We start from the raw sequence: 14,954 nt of genomic DNA on the forward strand, positions 1-14,954 counted from the left end.
GGTATTTCACGTCAGCTCGTCCTCTGCGGAGAAGACGCATCACCCGCAGGGGCGGTTCAGGCCAACTACAGGGTCCCTTCGGATGGTTCGGGGTGGTCCCAGCGGGCTAGTCCGTCCGGGAGGAATGTTCGGACAGGGTGTTCGGGCGGCGCGCCCGGACGTCAGTGCGCCCCGTGGCCCGGCCGGGTCACGGGGCGGCGGCGCGGGGCGCCGGGCTCAGGCGGGCGCCCCCGAGCCCAGGAGCGGCGGCGGCGCGAGGCGCGTGCTCAGGACGAGCAGGAGCTCGGCGAACCGGTAGGACTGGTGGGCCACGATGCCCGGTGGTGCGGGTGCCAGGGGCACCATCAGATCGGTTGCCGCCGGGGCGTCCTCCGTCGCCTCCGCCTCCGGGCCGGGCTGCAACCACAGCGTCAGCATGTAGAGCTCCGGAACGGAGAGCAGGCGCGGCCGGTAGGCGACGGGCAGCGACTGGGCCTGGAGCAGGGCCCGCTCCATGGAGGGGACGTACGGTCCTTCGAAGAAGTGCGAGAACGACCAGCCGTCCGGGGTGAGCATGGTGTCCGCGGCGGCGATGGCCCGGTCCCCGTCGCTGATGAGGAAGCGCCAGCCGGTGAGTTGGGCCCGGGGGGCGAGCCCCGGTGTCCCGGTGACGCCGAGGACGTGCACGGGCAGGGGGTGTTGGGGGCTCAGCGGTCCCTGTGCGGCGCGCAGGGCGGGAGTCCGCGGCTCGCGGACGGCGGTCGGCGAACCGAGGGCCGCGAGGACGCTACGCAGGGCCGGCGCGGGGGCCGGGGAAGGTCGAAGCATGGTGGGACGCCTCTCACTCAGGAGACACGGTGAAGCGTGGGCAGGTACGACGGCGCTGTCGACGGCGGGGCCAGAGAGGGGCCATGGGGCCATGGCCGGGCGCCAACACTCTGCCTCGTCCGCGGAGTTTATACGACAAGTGTTCACAGAGTGTTTCCGCTAGGTGCCGCGGATACTCCTGGCAAGGTGTCATCCGGTCGAAAAGAAAGGGAGTTGCAAGGGAATCCAGAAGGTGGCGTCACTCCGACCTGCGGATTTTTCCTCGCGGGGGACGGCCGGATTTTGCTTCGCCGCCTCAGGGGAATGTGCCAAGAGAATATGTCGGACGTTCCCTGCCCTGGGAATGTGCCAGTCGAGCGCTTCATCCAGCCTATCCTCCGACAGGCCGGTCCCGCAGGCGTTGTGGATCAGTCGGGTGGGCATCATCGTCCGAGACGCGCGGCCGTCGTGGCGGCTGCCCACTCGGGGAGGGACGCTTCGATGGGGGAGAAGGTCGTGGCCGACGGGTTCGGTCCGTCGGATCGGCAGCAGTACCGGAGGAAACTCCAGCAGTGCCTCGCGGGACTCGCGCGTCTGCTGGCGGAGAAGCGGTTCGATCGGCCGCGCAATCTCATGGGCGTGGAGATCGAACTCAATCTCGCCGGTGCCGACGGGCTGCCCCGCATGTTGAACGGGCCGGTTCTCGAAAAGATCGCCAGCGCTGATTTCCAGACGGAACTCGGAATGTTCAACCTGGAAGTCAACATCGCGCCCCACCAGCTCGGCGGGCGGGTTTTCGACCGGCTGGCGGAGGAGATCGGAACCGGCATCGGATACGCCGACCGCAAAGCCGCGGAACTCGATGCCGGGGTCGTCATGATCGGCATTCTGCCCACGCTCGCACAGTCCGACCTGGTTCCCGCGAACCTGTCGGCCAACGACCGCTACACGCTGCTCAACGACCAGATCCTCGCCGCCCGCGGCGAGGACTTCACCCTCGACATCCACGGCGTCGAACGACTGCTGTGCACGACGGAGTCGATCGTGCCCGAGGCGGCCTGCACCTCGGTGCAGTTGCACCTCCAGGTGACCCCCACCCGGTTCGCCGCCGTGTGGAACGCGGCGCAGGCCGTGTCGGGCGTCCAGATAGCGCTCGGCGCCAACGCCCCCTTCGTCTTCGGCCGCGAGCTGTGGCGCGAGTCCAGGCCGCCGCTCTTCCAGCAGGCCACCGACACCCGTCCGCCCGAGCTGCAATCGCAGGGCGTACGACCGCGGACCTGGTTCGGGGAGCGCTGGGTGGACTCGGTGTACGACCTCTTCGAGGAGAACGTCCGCTACTTCCCGGCGCTGCTGCCCCTCTGCGACGAGGAGGACCCGCTGCTCGTGCTCGACCGGGGAGGGGTGCCGCGCCTCCAGGAACTGGTCCTGCACAACGGCACCGTCTACCGCTGGAACAGGCCGGTGTACGGCTGGGTCGACGGGGTCCCGCACCTGCGCGTCGAGAACCGGGTGCTGCCTGCCGGCCCCACCGTCACCGACGTGATCGCCAACGCCGCCTTCTACTACGGCCTCGTCCGCTCGCTCGCCGAGGACTCCCGGCCCGTCTGGAAGCGGATGGCCTTCCAGGATGCCGAGGCCAACTTCGACGCCGCCTGCCGCCACGGCATCGAGGCGGAGCTGCGCTGGCCCCGTGCGGGACGCGCGGGCGGCGTCGCGAGCCTGCCGGCCGTCCGGCTCGTCCTCGACGAGCTGCTGCCGCTGGCGGCGGCGGGCCTCGACTCCTGGCACGTGGAGCCGGCGGACCGGGACTTCTACCTCGGCGTCATCGAGCAACGTTGTCTGCGGCGGGTGAACGGGGCCTCCTGGCAGGCCGACACCTTCCACCGCGCCCTGGACGCGGGCCTCGACCGCGAGGCGGCGCTCGCGGCGATGACCCGGCGCTACCGGGAGCTGATGCTCACGGGCGAGCCGGTGCACACCTGGCCGGTGGGGATCGACTGACCCCGTTCCGGATCGGGCCCCGCCCCGGGCATCCCCGCCCGGCGATGGGTGATCATGTCAAGGTGGTCCCGGACGTGGGGCCACCGGAACGGCGTGTGCCCGCGACGGGGAAGTGGAGACAGGTGTGGTGTCGGAGAAGGAACTGAGGGATGCCGCCCCGCCCCCCGACGGCCTGCCGCGCGGTGTGCTGCGCTCCGAGATGCTCATCGTGCTCGCGCTCTCGTTGGGAGCGAGCGCGGTGTCCTCGCTCATCAGCTTCATCGGCTCGCTGACCAAACCGGGCTCGCTGAAGGAGCAGGCGGCGACGCTGAACGGCTCGTACGCGCCGGGGCGACCCTGGCTCGACCTGTCCTGGCAACTCTTCGGCATCGCCACGGCGCTCGTCCCGGTGGTGCTCGTCGCCCATCTGCTGCTGCGGGAGGGCGCAGGGCTGCGGGCCATCGGCTTCGACCGGACCCGGCCGTGGTTCGACCTCGGACGGGGTGCACTGGTCGCGGCGGGCATCGGGAGCGCGGGCCTCGCCTTCTACCTGGCGGCACGGGCGTCCGGGTTCAACCTGACGGTGGTGCCGGAGTCCCTGCCCGACGTGTGGTGGAAGTACCCGGTGCTCATCCTCTCGGCGGTGCAGAACGCCGTCCTGGAGGAGGTCATCGTCGTCGGCTACCTGCTGCGCAGGCTGGGCCAGTTGGGGTGGTCGCCGATGGCCGCGCTGGTGGCGAGCTCGGTGTTGCGCGGCTCGTACCACCTCTACCAGGGGATCGGCGGCTTCCTCGGCAACGTGGTCATGGGCGTGGTCTTCGTGCTGCTGTACCGCAGGTGGGGACGGGTCGGGCCGCTGGTCGTGGCGCACGCGCTGCTCGACATCGTGGCCTTCGTGGGATACGGCCTGCTGGCCGGGAAGGTGGATTGGCTGCCGACCGCGTGACGGGGACGGGGCTGCGGCCGAGCCGTGCGCCCCGTCCCCGAGGGCCCTCCCGGTCAGGCGTTCAGCTCGCCCTCGATGACGGTGACGGCATGGCCGTTCAGCAGGGTGCGCTCACCGCGCAGACGGGTGCGGACGCGGCCCGTGCGGGCTCCGCCCTGGAAGCCGGTGAGGTCCTCCCGGCCGAACCTGGCCGACCAGTACGGGGCGAGGGCGGTGTGGGCGCTGCCCGTCACCGGGTCCTCGTCGATGCCTACGGCGGGGAAGAAACCGCGCGATACGAAGTCGTACCCGCTGTCCGGACGTTCGGCGGCGGCGGTGGCGATGACCCCGCGCGAGGAGAGGCCCTTGAGGGCGGCGAGGTCAGGAGCGAGCGAGCGGACGGCCGCCTCGTCACGCAGCTCGACGAGCAGGTCGCCGATGTGGGCGGCCGTGTCGTGGACGGCGAGGACTTCGGCGCCGAGCGCCTTCTCCAAGCCCTCGGGGACGGGCACCGGAGCGAGCGAAGAGGTGGGGAAGTCCATGGTGATCGTGCCGTCGGCCTCGGCCGTGGTGATCAGCACGCCACAGCGGGCCGTGAAGCGGACGCTGCCGCTCGCGGTTCCGGTGGAGTGCAGGACGTGGGCGGTGGCCAGGGTGGCGTGGCCGCACATGTCGACCTCGGTGGTGGGCGTGAACCAGCGCAGGGCCCAGTCGGCCCCACCGCCGCCGGGCAGCGGGTGGGCGAAGGCCGTCTCGGAGAGGTTGACCTCGGCGGCGACCTTCTGGAGCCAGGCGTCGTCCGGGAAGGAGTCGAGGAGCAGGACGCCGGCCGGGTTGCCGGAGAAGGGCTGGTCGGTGAAGGCGTCAACGATTCGGATGCGCATGCCGTGACCGTACCGGGCACGGAAAAAGGCGGACCAAGGCCAATCGCCGAGAACTGGACCGCTTCGTCCCGGCCGTCAGGGCGGGGAGGAAGCCCCCGGCGGCGCTCCCGGCCGGGTCACAGGGGCGTCAGCACCATGAGGACCTCGTCGCGGTGGTCCTCGGCGGACAGCCGCAGGGCCCTGGGCCAGCGACCGGCCTCGCGCCAGCCGAGCCGGCCGTAGAACGCTTCGAGTCCGCTGCCACCGCGTGCCGCCAGCCTCAACTGCTCCAAGCCCATCTCGTCGCGGGCGATCTCCCGGGCGCGCCGCACCAGGCCCGCACCGATGCCGCGGCCGCGGACTCCGAGGCGGGTCTGGACGTGGTGCAGGGTGCCCCAGTGGGCGACCAGCGGATCAGGGTCGCGGCGGAGGCACAGCCAACCCGCCAGGGCGCCGTCGACGGTGGCGACGAGGAGACGGCAGCGCACCGGGTCGAGTCCCGTGACGATCCGGTCGACCGCGGCGGCGACCGCGGCGGGATCCACCGGTGGGAAGGGGAAACCGGCGGCTCCACCTGCGTCGCTCACCTCGGTCCAGCAGTCGGCGAGGCCCGTCAGGAGTCCGACGGGCACCGATGCGGGGGCGGTGAACTGGGTGAAGAGCGGCAGGGCCTCGGCTGTCATGGCCAAGAGTGTCGCAGGCCCGGGGTGCGGGGCGGTTCGTGGACGGAGGGGGCGGTCAGGAGAGCGCGAAGGAGAGTTGGGTACCCAACTCCTCGAAGCCCAGTGCGGCGGCGACCCGTCGTGAGGCAGGGGAACGGGCGCGCCACTGTGGCAGCAGCTCCGCGGAGAGGGCCTCGGCGACGACGGCCGAGGCGGCCGTCCGGGCGAGGCCACGGCCGCGCGAGCCCGGGGCCGTCAGCACGCTGATGTGGGCCGTTCGGCACGGCCAGGTCCGATGGCCGGCTGCGGCCACCACCCGGCCGCGCTCGCGGACCACGAAGGCGGACGAGGTGATCTCGCCCAGTGAGGCCTCCGCGGAGTCGCTCCGGCCGGCTTCCTCCTCCAGGAGCCTGAGTGCGGGGTGGTCGGCCGGCAGCCGCTCCACGGCCGAGGACGCGTCGACGGCCGGCCGGAACCCCTCCGGGGAGGCGTACGCCAGGGTGGCGGGTCCGAGGATCCCGGTCACGGGGAGCACCGCGCTCACGGAGGCGGGGTCCGTGAGGGCCGCCGCGGGGAGGTCCGACAGGGCGGTGCGTACCGCCGCGGCCGTGCGCTCGCTCGGCACGGTCACGACGGCCGAGCCTCCGAGCGCGACCACGCCGCCCCAGCCGGGTGGGCACAGCCCCGCATCCGGGGAAACGATCACGCGCACGGTGTGGGGCACGAAAGCCCCTGGTGCGTGGGCCAGTTCCTCCCACAGCTCCTGGGCCCTGCCCAGGAGCGAATGCGTCGGCACGGCGTCGATCCCGTCAGCTGGAGCGGCCTCGTTCGCGCGCACGGAGGTACGCCTCCAGCGCCGCGGCCCCGGTCAACATCGCCCGCCCGCGGGCCGAGAGCCGATCCTGCCAGTCGTCGAGCGCGGCTGCCAGCGGTTTCAGGCCGCCTGCCGACCGCACTTGGGCGATCAGCGGAGCAATCTGTTCCAACAGGTATCCGCCCCGACGGAGTTGGTGGGTCAGTCGGGCGTCCCGTACGGCTGCCCCGTCGTACACGCGGTAGCCGGTCTTCGGATCGCGGTGCGGGAGCACCAGGCCGGCCCGCTCCCAGGCGCGCAGCGTCGCCGGGCGGACGCCGAGCCTTCCGGCCAGCGGCCCGATGAACGTGCCGCCGGGCCCGGACGTCGCGCCCCGTGGGGGGCCGGCGGAGGGCTGCACGTCACGGAGGGCGCCCGTCACGGCCCGAAGGGTCTGCCGGTCGTCCAGGAGTTGGGCGTGGCCCTCGTCGACGAGGCGGAGTGCCTCGTCGGTCGCGCCCCGGTTCACCGCCTGCATGATCGCCGTCGTCGCCCGGTGGCCGTGCCCCGGCAGGAGGGCGAGGAACGTCCGCAGGGCGCACGCGTGCAGCGGGGTGTAGGTGCGGTAGCCGCTGGAGGTGCGGTCGGCGGCCGGAAGGATGCCGGCCTCCTCGTAATTCCTGACCGCCTGCGTCGACAGGCCGTGCTCACGCGCCAGATCGACCGGTCTCAGCTTCTCGCTGCTTTGAGGTTTTCTTCCCATGGAGCCGAAGATAGCGAAGGAAAGCGCGGAAAAGTTTCAACCGATTGTTCAGCGATAGCGTTGAGGGAATGACGACCGACATCAAGGACGCCGTTCATGCCGTGGGGGCTGCCGCCGTCATGCGGCTGTTCCCCGCCAAGCCCCGGCTCCTCGCCCTGGGGGAGCCCACCCACGGCGAGGACTCCCTGCTCGACCTCCGCAACGACCTCTTCCGGCAACTCGTCGAGGAGCAGGGCTACCGGACGATCGCGATCGAGACCGACTGCCTGCGGGGGCTGCTCGTGGAGGACCACATCACCTCCGGCACGGGCACCCTCGACGAGGTCGTGGAACACGGGTTCAGTCACGGCTGGGGCGCCTCCGGAGCCAATCGGGAACTGGTGCGTTGGATGCGTGCCCACAACGAGGGCCGGCCCGCCTCCGAGCACATCCACTTCGCCGGTTTCGACGGCCCGCTGGAGATCAGCGGCGCCGAGAGTCCCCGGCAGGCCCTCACCGCACTCCACGCCTATCTGGCGGCCCGGGTGGACGAGGACCTGCTCCCCTGCGGTGCGGAGGTCCTCGACGCCCTGATCGGCGCCGACGGGCGGTGGACCGACCCCGCCGTGATGCACGATCCCGCCCGGTCGGTGGGCCGGACCGTCGGGGCCCGTGAATTGCGCTTGCTCGCAGACGAGTTGGTGGGGCTCCTCGACGATCAGGCGCCCCATCTGATCGCCGTCGACTCCCGGAACGGCTTGGAGCGGGCGCGTCTGTACGGGCGTGCCGCGCTCGGCCTGCTGCACTACCACCACGGGATGGCCGAGGCCTCGCCGACCCGTCTGGCCCGGCTGGTCGCCGTGCGGGACCGGATGATGGCCCAGAACCTCCTTGCGATCGCCGCCCGCGGTCCGGCCTTCGTCTACGCCCATCACGCCCACCTCCAGCGGGCGAAGAGTTCGATGCGGATGGGCGGTGCGCCGCTGGAGTGGTGGAGCGCGGGAGCGCGGGCGAGTGCCGAACTGGGCGAGGAATACGCCTTCGTGGCCATGGCCCTGGGGACGATCCGGCACCAGGGGGTGGGCGTGCCGCCGCCGGACAGCGTCGAGGGGCGCTTGTACGCGCTGCCGGACGACCGCTGCCTGGTCGACGCCCGCCGGTTGGCGACCCTCCTCGCCGATGCACCGCCCGTTCCCCGGGCGTCCCCCTGGTTCGGCTACGCGCCACTGGACCCGGAGCACCTGGAGGTGACGGACGGCCTCGTGTTCGTGAAGGACGTCGTGCGACGGGGCTGACGCGGCGGGGCCGGCTCGCGGATGTTCCTCTCCCGAGGTGCGGGCAACCCTTGCGTGCGGACCCGAGGCGTGCGACCCGTGCACAAAGGTTGCGCCCCTCCCGGAGGTGCGAGGGCCCGCATGGTCGTGAGTCTTGTTCGATGAACAGTTCCGATATATCGTTGAAGCATCGCGATGGTTCGTCGATGAGTATCTGGTGAAAGGAGCGTTGCGATGCGTTCACATGGACACGAGTACGGAAACGGGCACGGCCGTGGAGGCTGCGGCCCCGGACCCCGGGGGGACTTCGAGGGGCGGCGCGCCGCGTTCGGGCCGTTCGGGCCCGGGTTCGGCGGCGGGCCCTTCGGCGGCGGCCGGGGTCGCGGCGGCGGTCGGGGTCGTGCGCGGCGCGGCGACGTGCGCGCTTCGATCCTGGCCCTCCTCAAGGACCGTCCGATGCACGGGTACGAGATGATCCGGGAGATCGGCGAGCGCAGTGACGGGGCCTGGAAGCCCAGTCCTGGTTCGGTCTACCCGACCCTCCAGATGCTGGAGGACGAAGGGCTGATCATCAGCGCGAGCGAAGGCGGCAAGAAGCTGTTCACGCTCACCGAATCCGGGCGGGCCGAGGCCGATCAGGGGCCCGAGGCGCCGTGGGAAGAGGCCGGGCGGGGGGTCGACTGGGAAGCCGTCAATGAGATCCGGCAGGCCGGCTTCGGTCTGATGGAGGCGTTCGGGCAGGTGTGGAAGACCGGGAGCACCGAGCAGCGGCAGAAGGCGGTCGCCGTGATCAACGAGGCCCGCAAGAAGCTGTACCTGATCCTGGCCGACGAGGGCTGAGGCGTGGAGGTCCGTCGGGGTCCGTGGCGTTCGCCGCGGGCCCCGACGCCGTTTCCGGTGCCCTCCCCGGCGCCCCGGTTCAGTCCACCAGGGCGGCCAGCTTGCGCAGGGACTCGCTCAGCGCCGCCGTTGCCGAGTCCCGCAGTTTGCCCGCCATCAGGGAGACGGCCGCGCCGGTGAACTCCCCGTCGATCCGCACCGCCGTCGTGCCGCCCTCCGCCGCCAGGGCGTAGCGCGTGGCGACGGTGACCCCCATCGGGCCCTTCCCCCTGATCGCGAACGCGCGCTCGGTCTCCAACTCCTCGATCGTCCAGAGCACTTCGGCGGGAAAGCCCATCAGCTTCATGTTCTCCGTGAAGGTGGCGCCCGCCTCCAGGGCGGTCGGACCGCCTCCCGGGAAGTCGGTGTGGGTGGCGTTCCAGTCCCCGTACGAGGGGAAGTCCATGAGCCGTGCCCAGACCTTCCCGACCGGTGCCCCGATCCGTGCCTCCGCAGTGACTTCGGCCATGAGACCACCCCTTCGCGCGTGCCCACTGGGTTCCGGTGTCGCGGAACGTAGCGGGCGGGGCGCGAACATTCAATGGTGACGAACCGTCAGTCCGGTGGTCGCGGGGTCCGTCCCGTCGCCGAACCACCAGATCTCTGCCGCGTCGAAGCTGTCCGAGGCGCGGGGCGCGCCGTCCTCCTCGTGGCAGTGGAACGCCGCCCAGAACAGATCGGCCGGCAGTGCTTCCCGGGGCGCGTACACCCGGTACACGTACTGCCGGCCGTCGCGTGCGGGCAGTGCCACCATCCAGAACACGACAGGAGGACGAGCGGAGGCGGAGCCGTGGTTGCAGCGGGGGCGTGAGGCAAGGCGGCGCGCGCCCCTCGGGGGCTACGCGCGCGATCTCATCCGCAAGGAGGAGGAGCCGTGCGTCCGTGCCCACCCCCCGTGGGACGCGGAGATGCTCCTCCCCGGTGATGTTCCTGCTGCCCGGGCCTGATGGAGTGGGAGGGTGCACCATCCCGTTCCGCGCCCCCAGCCACTCCCGTCCTCCGTCGCCCCGCGCGCGGAGCTCGCCCCCCTCCTGACGCCGACGCTCGCGGCGGTCGTTTCGGGTGCGCGGCGCCGGGCGCTCCGTGACGGCGACCGCCAGGTCGACACGGCCCACCTCCTGCACGCGCTGGTCGAGTCCGACCCCGGGGCCAGGGCCACGCTCGAAGGGGACGGCAGGCTCCCGCGCGTGCTCGGCTACCTCGTCCAGCGGTCCATCGGGTACGGGTTGCGCTGGCAGGGTTCGGTGGAGGAATCGGCGGTCCGGCGCCTGCTGCCCGCCGCACGCGGTCCCGAAGCCCCGCACCCCCGCAACTCCCCCTGCTCGCCGGCCGCCACGGCCGCCCTGGAGGGCGCCTTCCGGAGGGCCGCCGCACGCGGCGAGTCGCAGGCCCGCGGGACCGACCTGCTCGCCGCCCTCACCGTCGACGCCGAGAGCCGGGCCGTCGAGGTCCTGCGCCGCGCGGGCGTCGATCCCGCGGTGCTCGCCGCCCGCATCGACGAGACGGAGGGCCTGCCGGACGGGGTGCGGTCTCAACAGGTGTAACGGGGGTTACGTGCCTGACGCCGCCCTGTCATGATGACCCGATGCACGCGTCTCAGGGGAGAAGTGCCGGCCTGGGGCTCGCCCTGGCCTCGGCCTTCGCATTCGGTGGTTCAGGAGTGGCGGCCAAGCCCCTCATCGAGGCGGGGCTCGACCCGCTCCACGTGGTGTGGCTCCGGGTCGCCGGCGCCGCACTCGTCACGCTCCCGGTCGCCTGGCGCCATCGGGACCTCCTGCGGCGCAGGCCGGCCCTCCTCCTGGGCTTCGGCCTGCTCGCCGTCGCGGGCGTCCAGGCCTTCTACTTCGCCTCGATCTCCCGCATACCCGTCGGCGTGGCCCTGCTCGTCGAGTACCTCGCGCCCGCCCTCGTCCTGGGCTGGGTCCGCTTCGTCCAGCGCCGGCCCGTCACGCGCGCCGCAGCCCTCGGCGTCGTCCTCGCCGTCGGCGGTCTCGCCTCCGTCGTGCAGATCTGGTCCGGGCTGAGCTTCGACCTCGTCGGCCTCCTGCTGGCCCTCGCCGCCGCCGGTTGCCAGGTCGGCTACTTCGTCCTCTCCGACCAGGGCACAGACGGGGCCGAGCAGGCCGATCCGCTCGGCGTCATCGCGTACGGACTGCTCATCGGCGCGCTCGTCCTCACGTTCGTCGCCCGCCCCTGGGGGATGGACGGGAGCGTCCTCGGCGGCCGCGCCGACATGAACGGGGTCAGCGTGCCCGCATGGTTGCTCCTCGGGTGGATCGTGCTGGTGGCCACCGTCCTCGCCTACGTCACGGGAGTCGTCTCGGTGCGCCGGCTCTCCCCCCAGGTGGCGGGCGTGGTGGCCTGCCTGGAAGCGGTCGTCGCCACCGTCCTGGCCTGGTTCCTGCTCGGCGAGCACCTGGGTGCGCCGCAGATCCTCGGTGGTGCCGTGGTCCTGTTTGGAGCGTTCATCGCCCAGTCCTCGACGCCGAAGGCGTCGCCCTCCGACCCGGTGGCCGGTTCCGGGGCGGAGGCCGCCACCGGGCGCGGTGCGCAGGCCGGTTCCGCAGCAGGGGCGGGAAGCGAACCGGACTTGTCGTCCGGGCGGACCGCGTCCTAGGGTGCGCACCATGCATGCGACCGTGCTTCCGCCTCCCGCCGCCTAGCGCGCGGAGGCCCCTCCGACGAAGACCGGGCTCGGCCGGGCGATTCCTCGCCCCCGAGCGGTTCGTCGCTGCCCGCGCGCGGAGCCAGCGACCACCCTTCCCTCCCGTCTTCCACGGAGAACCCACGTGTCGAACTCCTCGGGATCCCCCCTGTCCATCGGGCGGAGCCTCCTCTACCTCGCCGTTGCCGGCATCGCCTGGGGCACGGCCGGTGCCGCAGCCTCCCTGATCTTCCGCATCAGTGACACGGGCCCGCTGGCCCTCTCCTTCTGGCGCTGCGTCGGCGGACTCGTCCTGCTGCTCGGCGCGCTGGCGTTGCGGCCCCGGCGCACCACCGCCCGTACGCACGGGGAACCGCGCGGTCGACGGGTCGTCCGCATCCTCGGCACCGGGATCGGCCTCACCGTCTTCCAGAGCAGCTACTTCGCCGCCGTCGAGGCCACCGGCCTGGCGGTCGGCACCGTCGTCACCCTGGGGGCGGGCCCCGTCCTGATCGCGATCGGCGCCCGGATCACCCTGGGGGAGCGCCTCGGGTGCGGCGGGGTCACCGCCGTTGCCGGGGCCCTCGCCGGCCTCTTCGTCCTCGTCCTCGGCGGCGGGACCGCGGAGGTCCGTCCGCTGGGTGTCGTCCTCGCGGCCGTCTCGGCGGCCGGGTATGCGGTGACCACCCTGCTCACCAGGTGGCTCGGTCGCTCCGGCGGCGGCACGGACGCACTGACCACGACCACCTGGGCCTTCGCGATCGGGGCGGTCGGGTTGCTGCCCGCGGCGTTGGCCGAGGGGCTCGTCCCGCACTCCGAGGCGCCGGCGACCTTGGTGCTGCTGATCGTCTACGTCGCAGCGGTGCCGACCGCGCTCGCCTATGCGCTGTACTTCGCCGGGGCCGCCGTGGTCCGGGCCGCCACGGTTTCCGTGGTCATGCTCTTGGAGCCGGTGAGCGCGGCCCTGATCGCGGTCTCGGTGCTCGGGGAGCGGTTCACCGTTGCGATCGTGCTCGGCACCCTGCTGCTGCTCGCCGCCGTGGTGGGCCTCGCCTTCGCAGAGGCCAGGACCGCGGCGGAGGCACGGCGGAGGGAGCCCGTCGCGGTGTGACGCGACCGGGGGCGCGGGCTTCGGCGTCCGGCGCCCCGCCGTCCTCGTCCGTGCGTGCGGCGGCGCTGCCCGGCGGTTCAGGAGCGCGGCCTTCTCCTCGGGGGCGTCGACCGCGTGCGCGGTGCAGTGCAAGGGGAGCCGTTCACGGCGAGGTGGTGGAAGTCGTGCCGGGCGAGCCGGTCGTGCCGTTCCTGCTCGTCGCGGGCGGCGTCCCGGGGGCGGATCGGTACGGCCGGTGCCCCCTTCCCCGGCTCAGCGCGCGGTGAGGTAGTCGGGCAGGGCGATGGCCGGGTCGAGGTCATCGGCGGGGATCGGCGTGCCGTAGCCGCCCTGCACGGGGATCACGCCGGACCAGTGCGGGAGGCCGAGGTCTTCGGCGTCGTCGCGGGGGCCACCGGTGCGGACCTTCGCCGAGACCTCGTCCAGGTCGATCCGGACCACGGCGGTGGCGGCGAGCTCCTTGGCGTTCGCGGGGCGGGAGTCGGTGGAGCGACCGGGGACGACGTGGTCGACGAGGGCGTCCAGGGCGGTCCGCAGCTCTTGGGGGTCCGTGACCTGGTGGGCGCTGCCGTGGACGACGACCGAGCGGTAGTTGATCGAGTGGTGGAAGGCGGAACGGGCGAGCACGAGGCCGTCGACGTGCGTGACGGTCAGGCAGACCGGCAGGCCGGGGGCCGCGACTCCGTCACCGGCCGCGCGCAGCGGCCGTGAGCCGGTGGATCCGTGGACGTAGAGGCGTTCGCCGACCCGGGCGTAGAGCGTGGGGAGGACGACGGGGGCGCCGTCGCGGACGAAGCCGAGGTGGCAGACGTGGGCCCCGTCGAGTATCGCGTGGACGAGGGCCCTGTCGTACGAGGCGCGGTCGCGGGAGCGGGTGGGGACGGTCCGGTCGGTCGTCGCGTACGTGTCGGTGGTGGCGCTCATTGCTCTCTCCATTGCACTAGTGCATAATGATGTTTGTGCTAGGAGAATATCGGATCGAAGGTCGTCGCGCATCGGAGATCGCCGCCAGCGTCGAGCGCGGAGTGGGGTCCGGCTCCCTGGAGCCCGGTCAGCCCCTGCCGCCCATGCGGGAACTGGCGATCACGCTCGGGGTGAACCCGAACACCGTTGCCGCCGCCTACCGCACCCTGCGCGAGCGCGGGGTCATCGAGACGGACGGGCGACGCGGCAGCCGAGTGCGCCCCCGCCCCGCCACGACCGCGCGCGGCTCCCTCCGCGTGGAGGTGCCCGCCGGGGTCCGGGACGTGAGCAAGGGCAACCCGGACCCGGGCCTGCTGCCGCCCCTCGGCGAAGCCCTCGCGGAAGTGGCCCGGCGGTACGCCGAGCTGCCCGGGCTCTACGGAGAGGCCCCGGTCGACGAGGAGTTCGGCGGGCTGGCGCGCGCCGCCTTCGACGCGGACGGCGTGCCCGCCGGGCCCGTCGGGGTCGCCTCCGGTTCCCTCGATGCCATCGAGCGGGTGCTCGTCGCCCGCCTCAGGCCCGGCGACGCCGTGGCCGTCGAGGATCCGGGGTGGGGAAGCCTCCTCGACCTCGTCCCCGCGCTCGGGCTGCGCCCGGTGCCCGTCGCGCTCGACGACGAGGGGCCGTTGCCGGAAGGGGTCGAGCGTGCGATCCGGGAGGACGGGGCGCGCGCGGTGATCCTCACGGACCGGGCGCAGAATCCGACCGGGGCCTGCATCACCGAGGCGCGTGCCCGGTTGTTGCGGCGGGTCCTCGCCGCCCATTCCTCGGTCCTGCTCGTGGAGGACGACCACGGTCAGGGCATCGTCGCGCAGCCCCTCCATCCGCTGGCGGGCGTCACCGACCACTGGGTCCTCGTCCGCTCGGTGGCCAAGGCCTACGGGCCGGACCTGCGGATCGCCGCCTTCACCGGGGACGCCGAGACCGTGGACCGGGTGCTCGGGCGACAGGGCCTCGGCCCCGGCTGGGTCAGCAAACTCCTCCAGCGGGCGGTCGTGCACCTCTGGTCCACCGGTGCGGTGGACCCGGCCGCGGTCGCGCGCGCGTACGACAAGCGGCGGGACGGGCTCGTGCGGGCCCTGGCACGGCGCGGTGTCGAGGCGTACGGGTGCAGCGGCATGAACGTCTGGGTGCCGGTCCCCGATGAAACGGGCACGTTGTCCCGGCTCCTGGCCGCCGGCTGGGCGGCGGCGCCGGGTGCCCGTTTCCGCACGGAGACGGGGCCGGCCGTCCGACTGACCGTCTCCTGCCTCTCCGCCGCGGACGTCGAGTCCCTGGCCGGTGCCGTCGCCCGTGCGGTGGCTCCGGCGCCACCGCGGAGTTACGGATGAG

At 72.7% G+C, this 14,954-nt stretch carries 16 protein-coding genes; 8 read left to right on the plus strand and 8 right to left on the minus strand.

Going from position 1 to position 14,954, the window contains the following annotated elements:
- Positions 1-216: 216 nt before the first annotated feature.
- Complete coding sequence (locus ACFW22_RS15270; protein WP_386403583.1) at positions 217-807, minus strand: hypothetical protein; 591 nt, start codon at positions 805-807, stop codon at positions 217-219.
- Positions 808-1,287: 480 nt separating this feature from the next.
- On the opposite strand from ACFW22_RS15270, the gene ACFW22_RS15275 reads away from it, so the two are divergent.
- Together ACFW22_RS15275 and ACFW22_RS15280 are read left to right on the plus strand one after the other, a co-directional pair.
- The gene (locus ACFW22_RS15275; protein WP_386403586.1) at positions 1,288-2,787 is read left to right on the plus strand and encodes a glutamate--cysteine ligase; all 1,500 of its coding nucleotides are present in this window, start codon (positions 1,288-1,290) and stop codon (positions 2,785-2,787) included.
- A 199-nt stretch (positions 2,788-2,986) separates the two neighbouring features.
- On the plus strand, positions 2,987-3,712 hold the full coding sequence (locus ACFW22_RS15280) for a CPBP family intramembrane glutamic endopeptidase (RefSeq protein WP_386403792.1): 726 nt from the start codon (positions 2,987-2,989) through the stop codon (positions 3,710-3,712).
- Between the two features lie 53 nt (positions 3,713-3,765).
- Here the strand turns inward: ACFW22_RS15280 and ACFW22_RS15285 are convergent, their stop codons facing one another.
- From ACFW22_RS15285 to ACFW22_RS15300, 4 genes are all read right to left on the minus strand, one after another.
- A complete protein-coding gene (locus ACFW22_RS15285; RefSeq protein WP_386403589.1) occupies positions 3,766-4,575 on the minus strand; it encodes a PhzF family phenazine biosynthesis protein in 810 nt (269 codons plus the stop codon).
- A gap of 116 nt (positions 4,576-4,691) precedes the next feature.
- On the minus strand, positions 4,692-5,237 hold the full coding sequence (locus ACFW22_RS15290; protein ID WP_386403592.1) for a GNAT family N-acetyltransferase: 546 nt from the start codon (positions 5,235-5,237) through the stop codon (positions 4,692-4,694).
- 55 nt (positions 5,238-5,292) lie between these two features.
- Positions 5,293-6,054 carry a GNAT family N-acetyltransferase gene (locus ACFW22_RS15295; RefSeq protein WP_386403595.1) on the minus strand — a complete coding sequence of 254 codons (762 nt, stop codon included), beginning with the start codon at positions 6,052-6,054 and terminating at the stop codon, positions 5,293-5,295.
- Positions 6,026-6,772, minus strand: coding sequence for a TioE family transcriptional regulator (locus tag ACFW22_RS15300; RefSeq protein WP_386403598.1), 747 nt, complete (start codon positions 6,770-6,772; stop codon positions 6,026-6,028). Before ACFW22_RS15300 ends, ACFW22_RS15295 begins: the two co-directional genes overlap by 29 nt.
- A 68-nt stretch (positions 6,773-6,840) precedes the next feature.
- Between ACFW22_RS15300 and ACFW22_RS15305 the strand changes: the two genes are divergently transcribed.
- Both ACFW22_RS15305 and ACFW22_RS15310 read left to right on the plus strand, forming a co-directional pair.
- Entirely contained in the window at positions 6,841-8,046 is a 1,206-nt protein-coding gene (locus ACFW22_RS15305; protein ID WP_386403602.1) for an erythromycin esterase family protein, read from the plus strand.
- A 213-nt stretch (positions 8,047-8,259) separates the two neighbouring features.
- Positions 8,260-8,865 carry a PadR family transcriptional regulator gene (locus tag ACFW22_RS15310; protein ID WP_386403605.1) on the plus strand — a complete coding sequence of 202 codons (606 nt, stop codon included), beginning with the start codon at positions 8,260-8,262 and terminating at the stop codon, positions 8,863-8,865.
- A gap of 79 nt (positions 8,866-8,944) precedes the next feature.
- On the opposite strand, the gene ACFW22_RS15315 is transcribed toward ACFW22_RS15310, so the two are convergent.
- A complete protein-coding gene (locus ACFW22_RS15315; RefSeq protein ID WP_386403608.1) occupies positions 8,945-9,373 on the minus strand; it encodes an SRPBCC family protein in 429 nt (142 codons plus the stop codon).
- Between the two features lie 69 nt (positions 9,374-9,442).
- Positions 9,443-9,667 (minus strand): hypothetical protein, encoded by a 225-nt coding sequence (locus tag ACFW22_RS15320; protein WP_386403611.1) that lies wholly within the window; start codon positions 9,665-9,667, stop codon positions 9,443-9,445.
- Positions 9,668-9,863: 196 nt separating this feature from the next.
- Between ACFW22_RS15320 and ACFW22_RS15325 the strand changes: the two genes are divergently transcribed.
- From ACFW22_RS15325 to ACFW22_RS15335, 3 genes are all read left to right on the plus strand, one after another.
- Positions 9,864-10,448, plus strand: a complete 585-nt coding sequence (locus ACFW22_RS15325) for a Clp protease N-terminal domain-containing protein (RefSeq protein WP_386403614.1) — start codon at positions 9,864-9,866, stop codon at positions 10,446-10,448.
- A 41-nt stretch (positions 10,449-10,489) separates the two neighbouring features.
- On the plus strand, positions 10,490-11,521 hold the full coding sequence (locus ACFW22_RS15330) for a DMT family transporter (RefSeq protein ID WP_386403617.1): 1,032 nt from the start codon (positions 10,490-10,492) through the stop codon (positions 11,519-11,521).
- A 172-nt stretch (positions 11,522-11,693) separates the two neighbouring features.
- A complete protein-coding gene (locus tag ACFW22_RS15335) occupies positions 11,694-12,659 on the plus strand; it encodes a DMT family transporter (RefSeq protein WP_386403620.1) in 966 nt (321 codons plus the stop codon).
- Positions 12,660-12,911: 252 nt separating this feature from the next.
- Here ACFW22_RS15335 and ACFW22_RS15340 read toward each other — a convergent pair whose 3' ends face one another.
- On the minus strand, positions 12,912-13,583 hold the full coding sequence (locus ACFW22_RS15340; RefSeq protein ID WP_386403623.1) for a pyridoxamine 5'-phosphate oxidase family protein: 672 nt from the start codon (positions 13,581-13,583) through the stop codon (positions 12,912-12,914).
- Positions 13,584-13,618: 35 nt separating this feature from the next.
- On the opposite strand from ACFW22_RS15340, the gene ACFW22_RS15345 reads away from it, so the two are divergent.
- A complete protein-coding gene (locus ACFW22_RS15345; RefSeq protein WP_386403626.1) occupies positions 13,619-14,953 on the plus strand; it encodes an aminotransferase class I/II-fold pyridoxal phosphate-dependent enzyme in 1,335 nt (444 codons plus the stop codon).
- Position 14,954: the final 1 nt, after the last annotated feature.

Origin of the sequence: Streptomyces sp. NPDC058872 (genome assembly GCF_042743065.1) — a bacterium.
Taxonomy (GTDB): Bacteria; Actinomycetota; Actinomycetes; order Streptomycetales; family Streptomycetaceae; genus Streptomyces.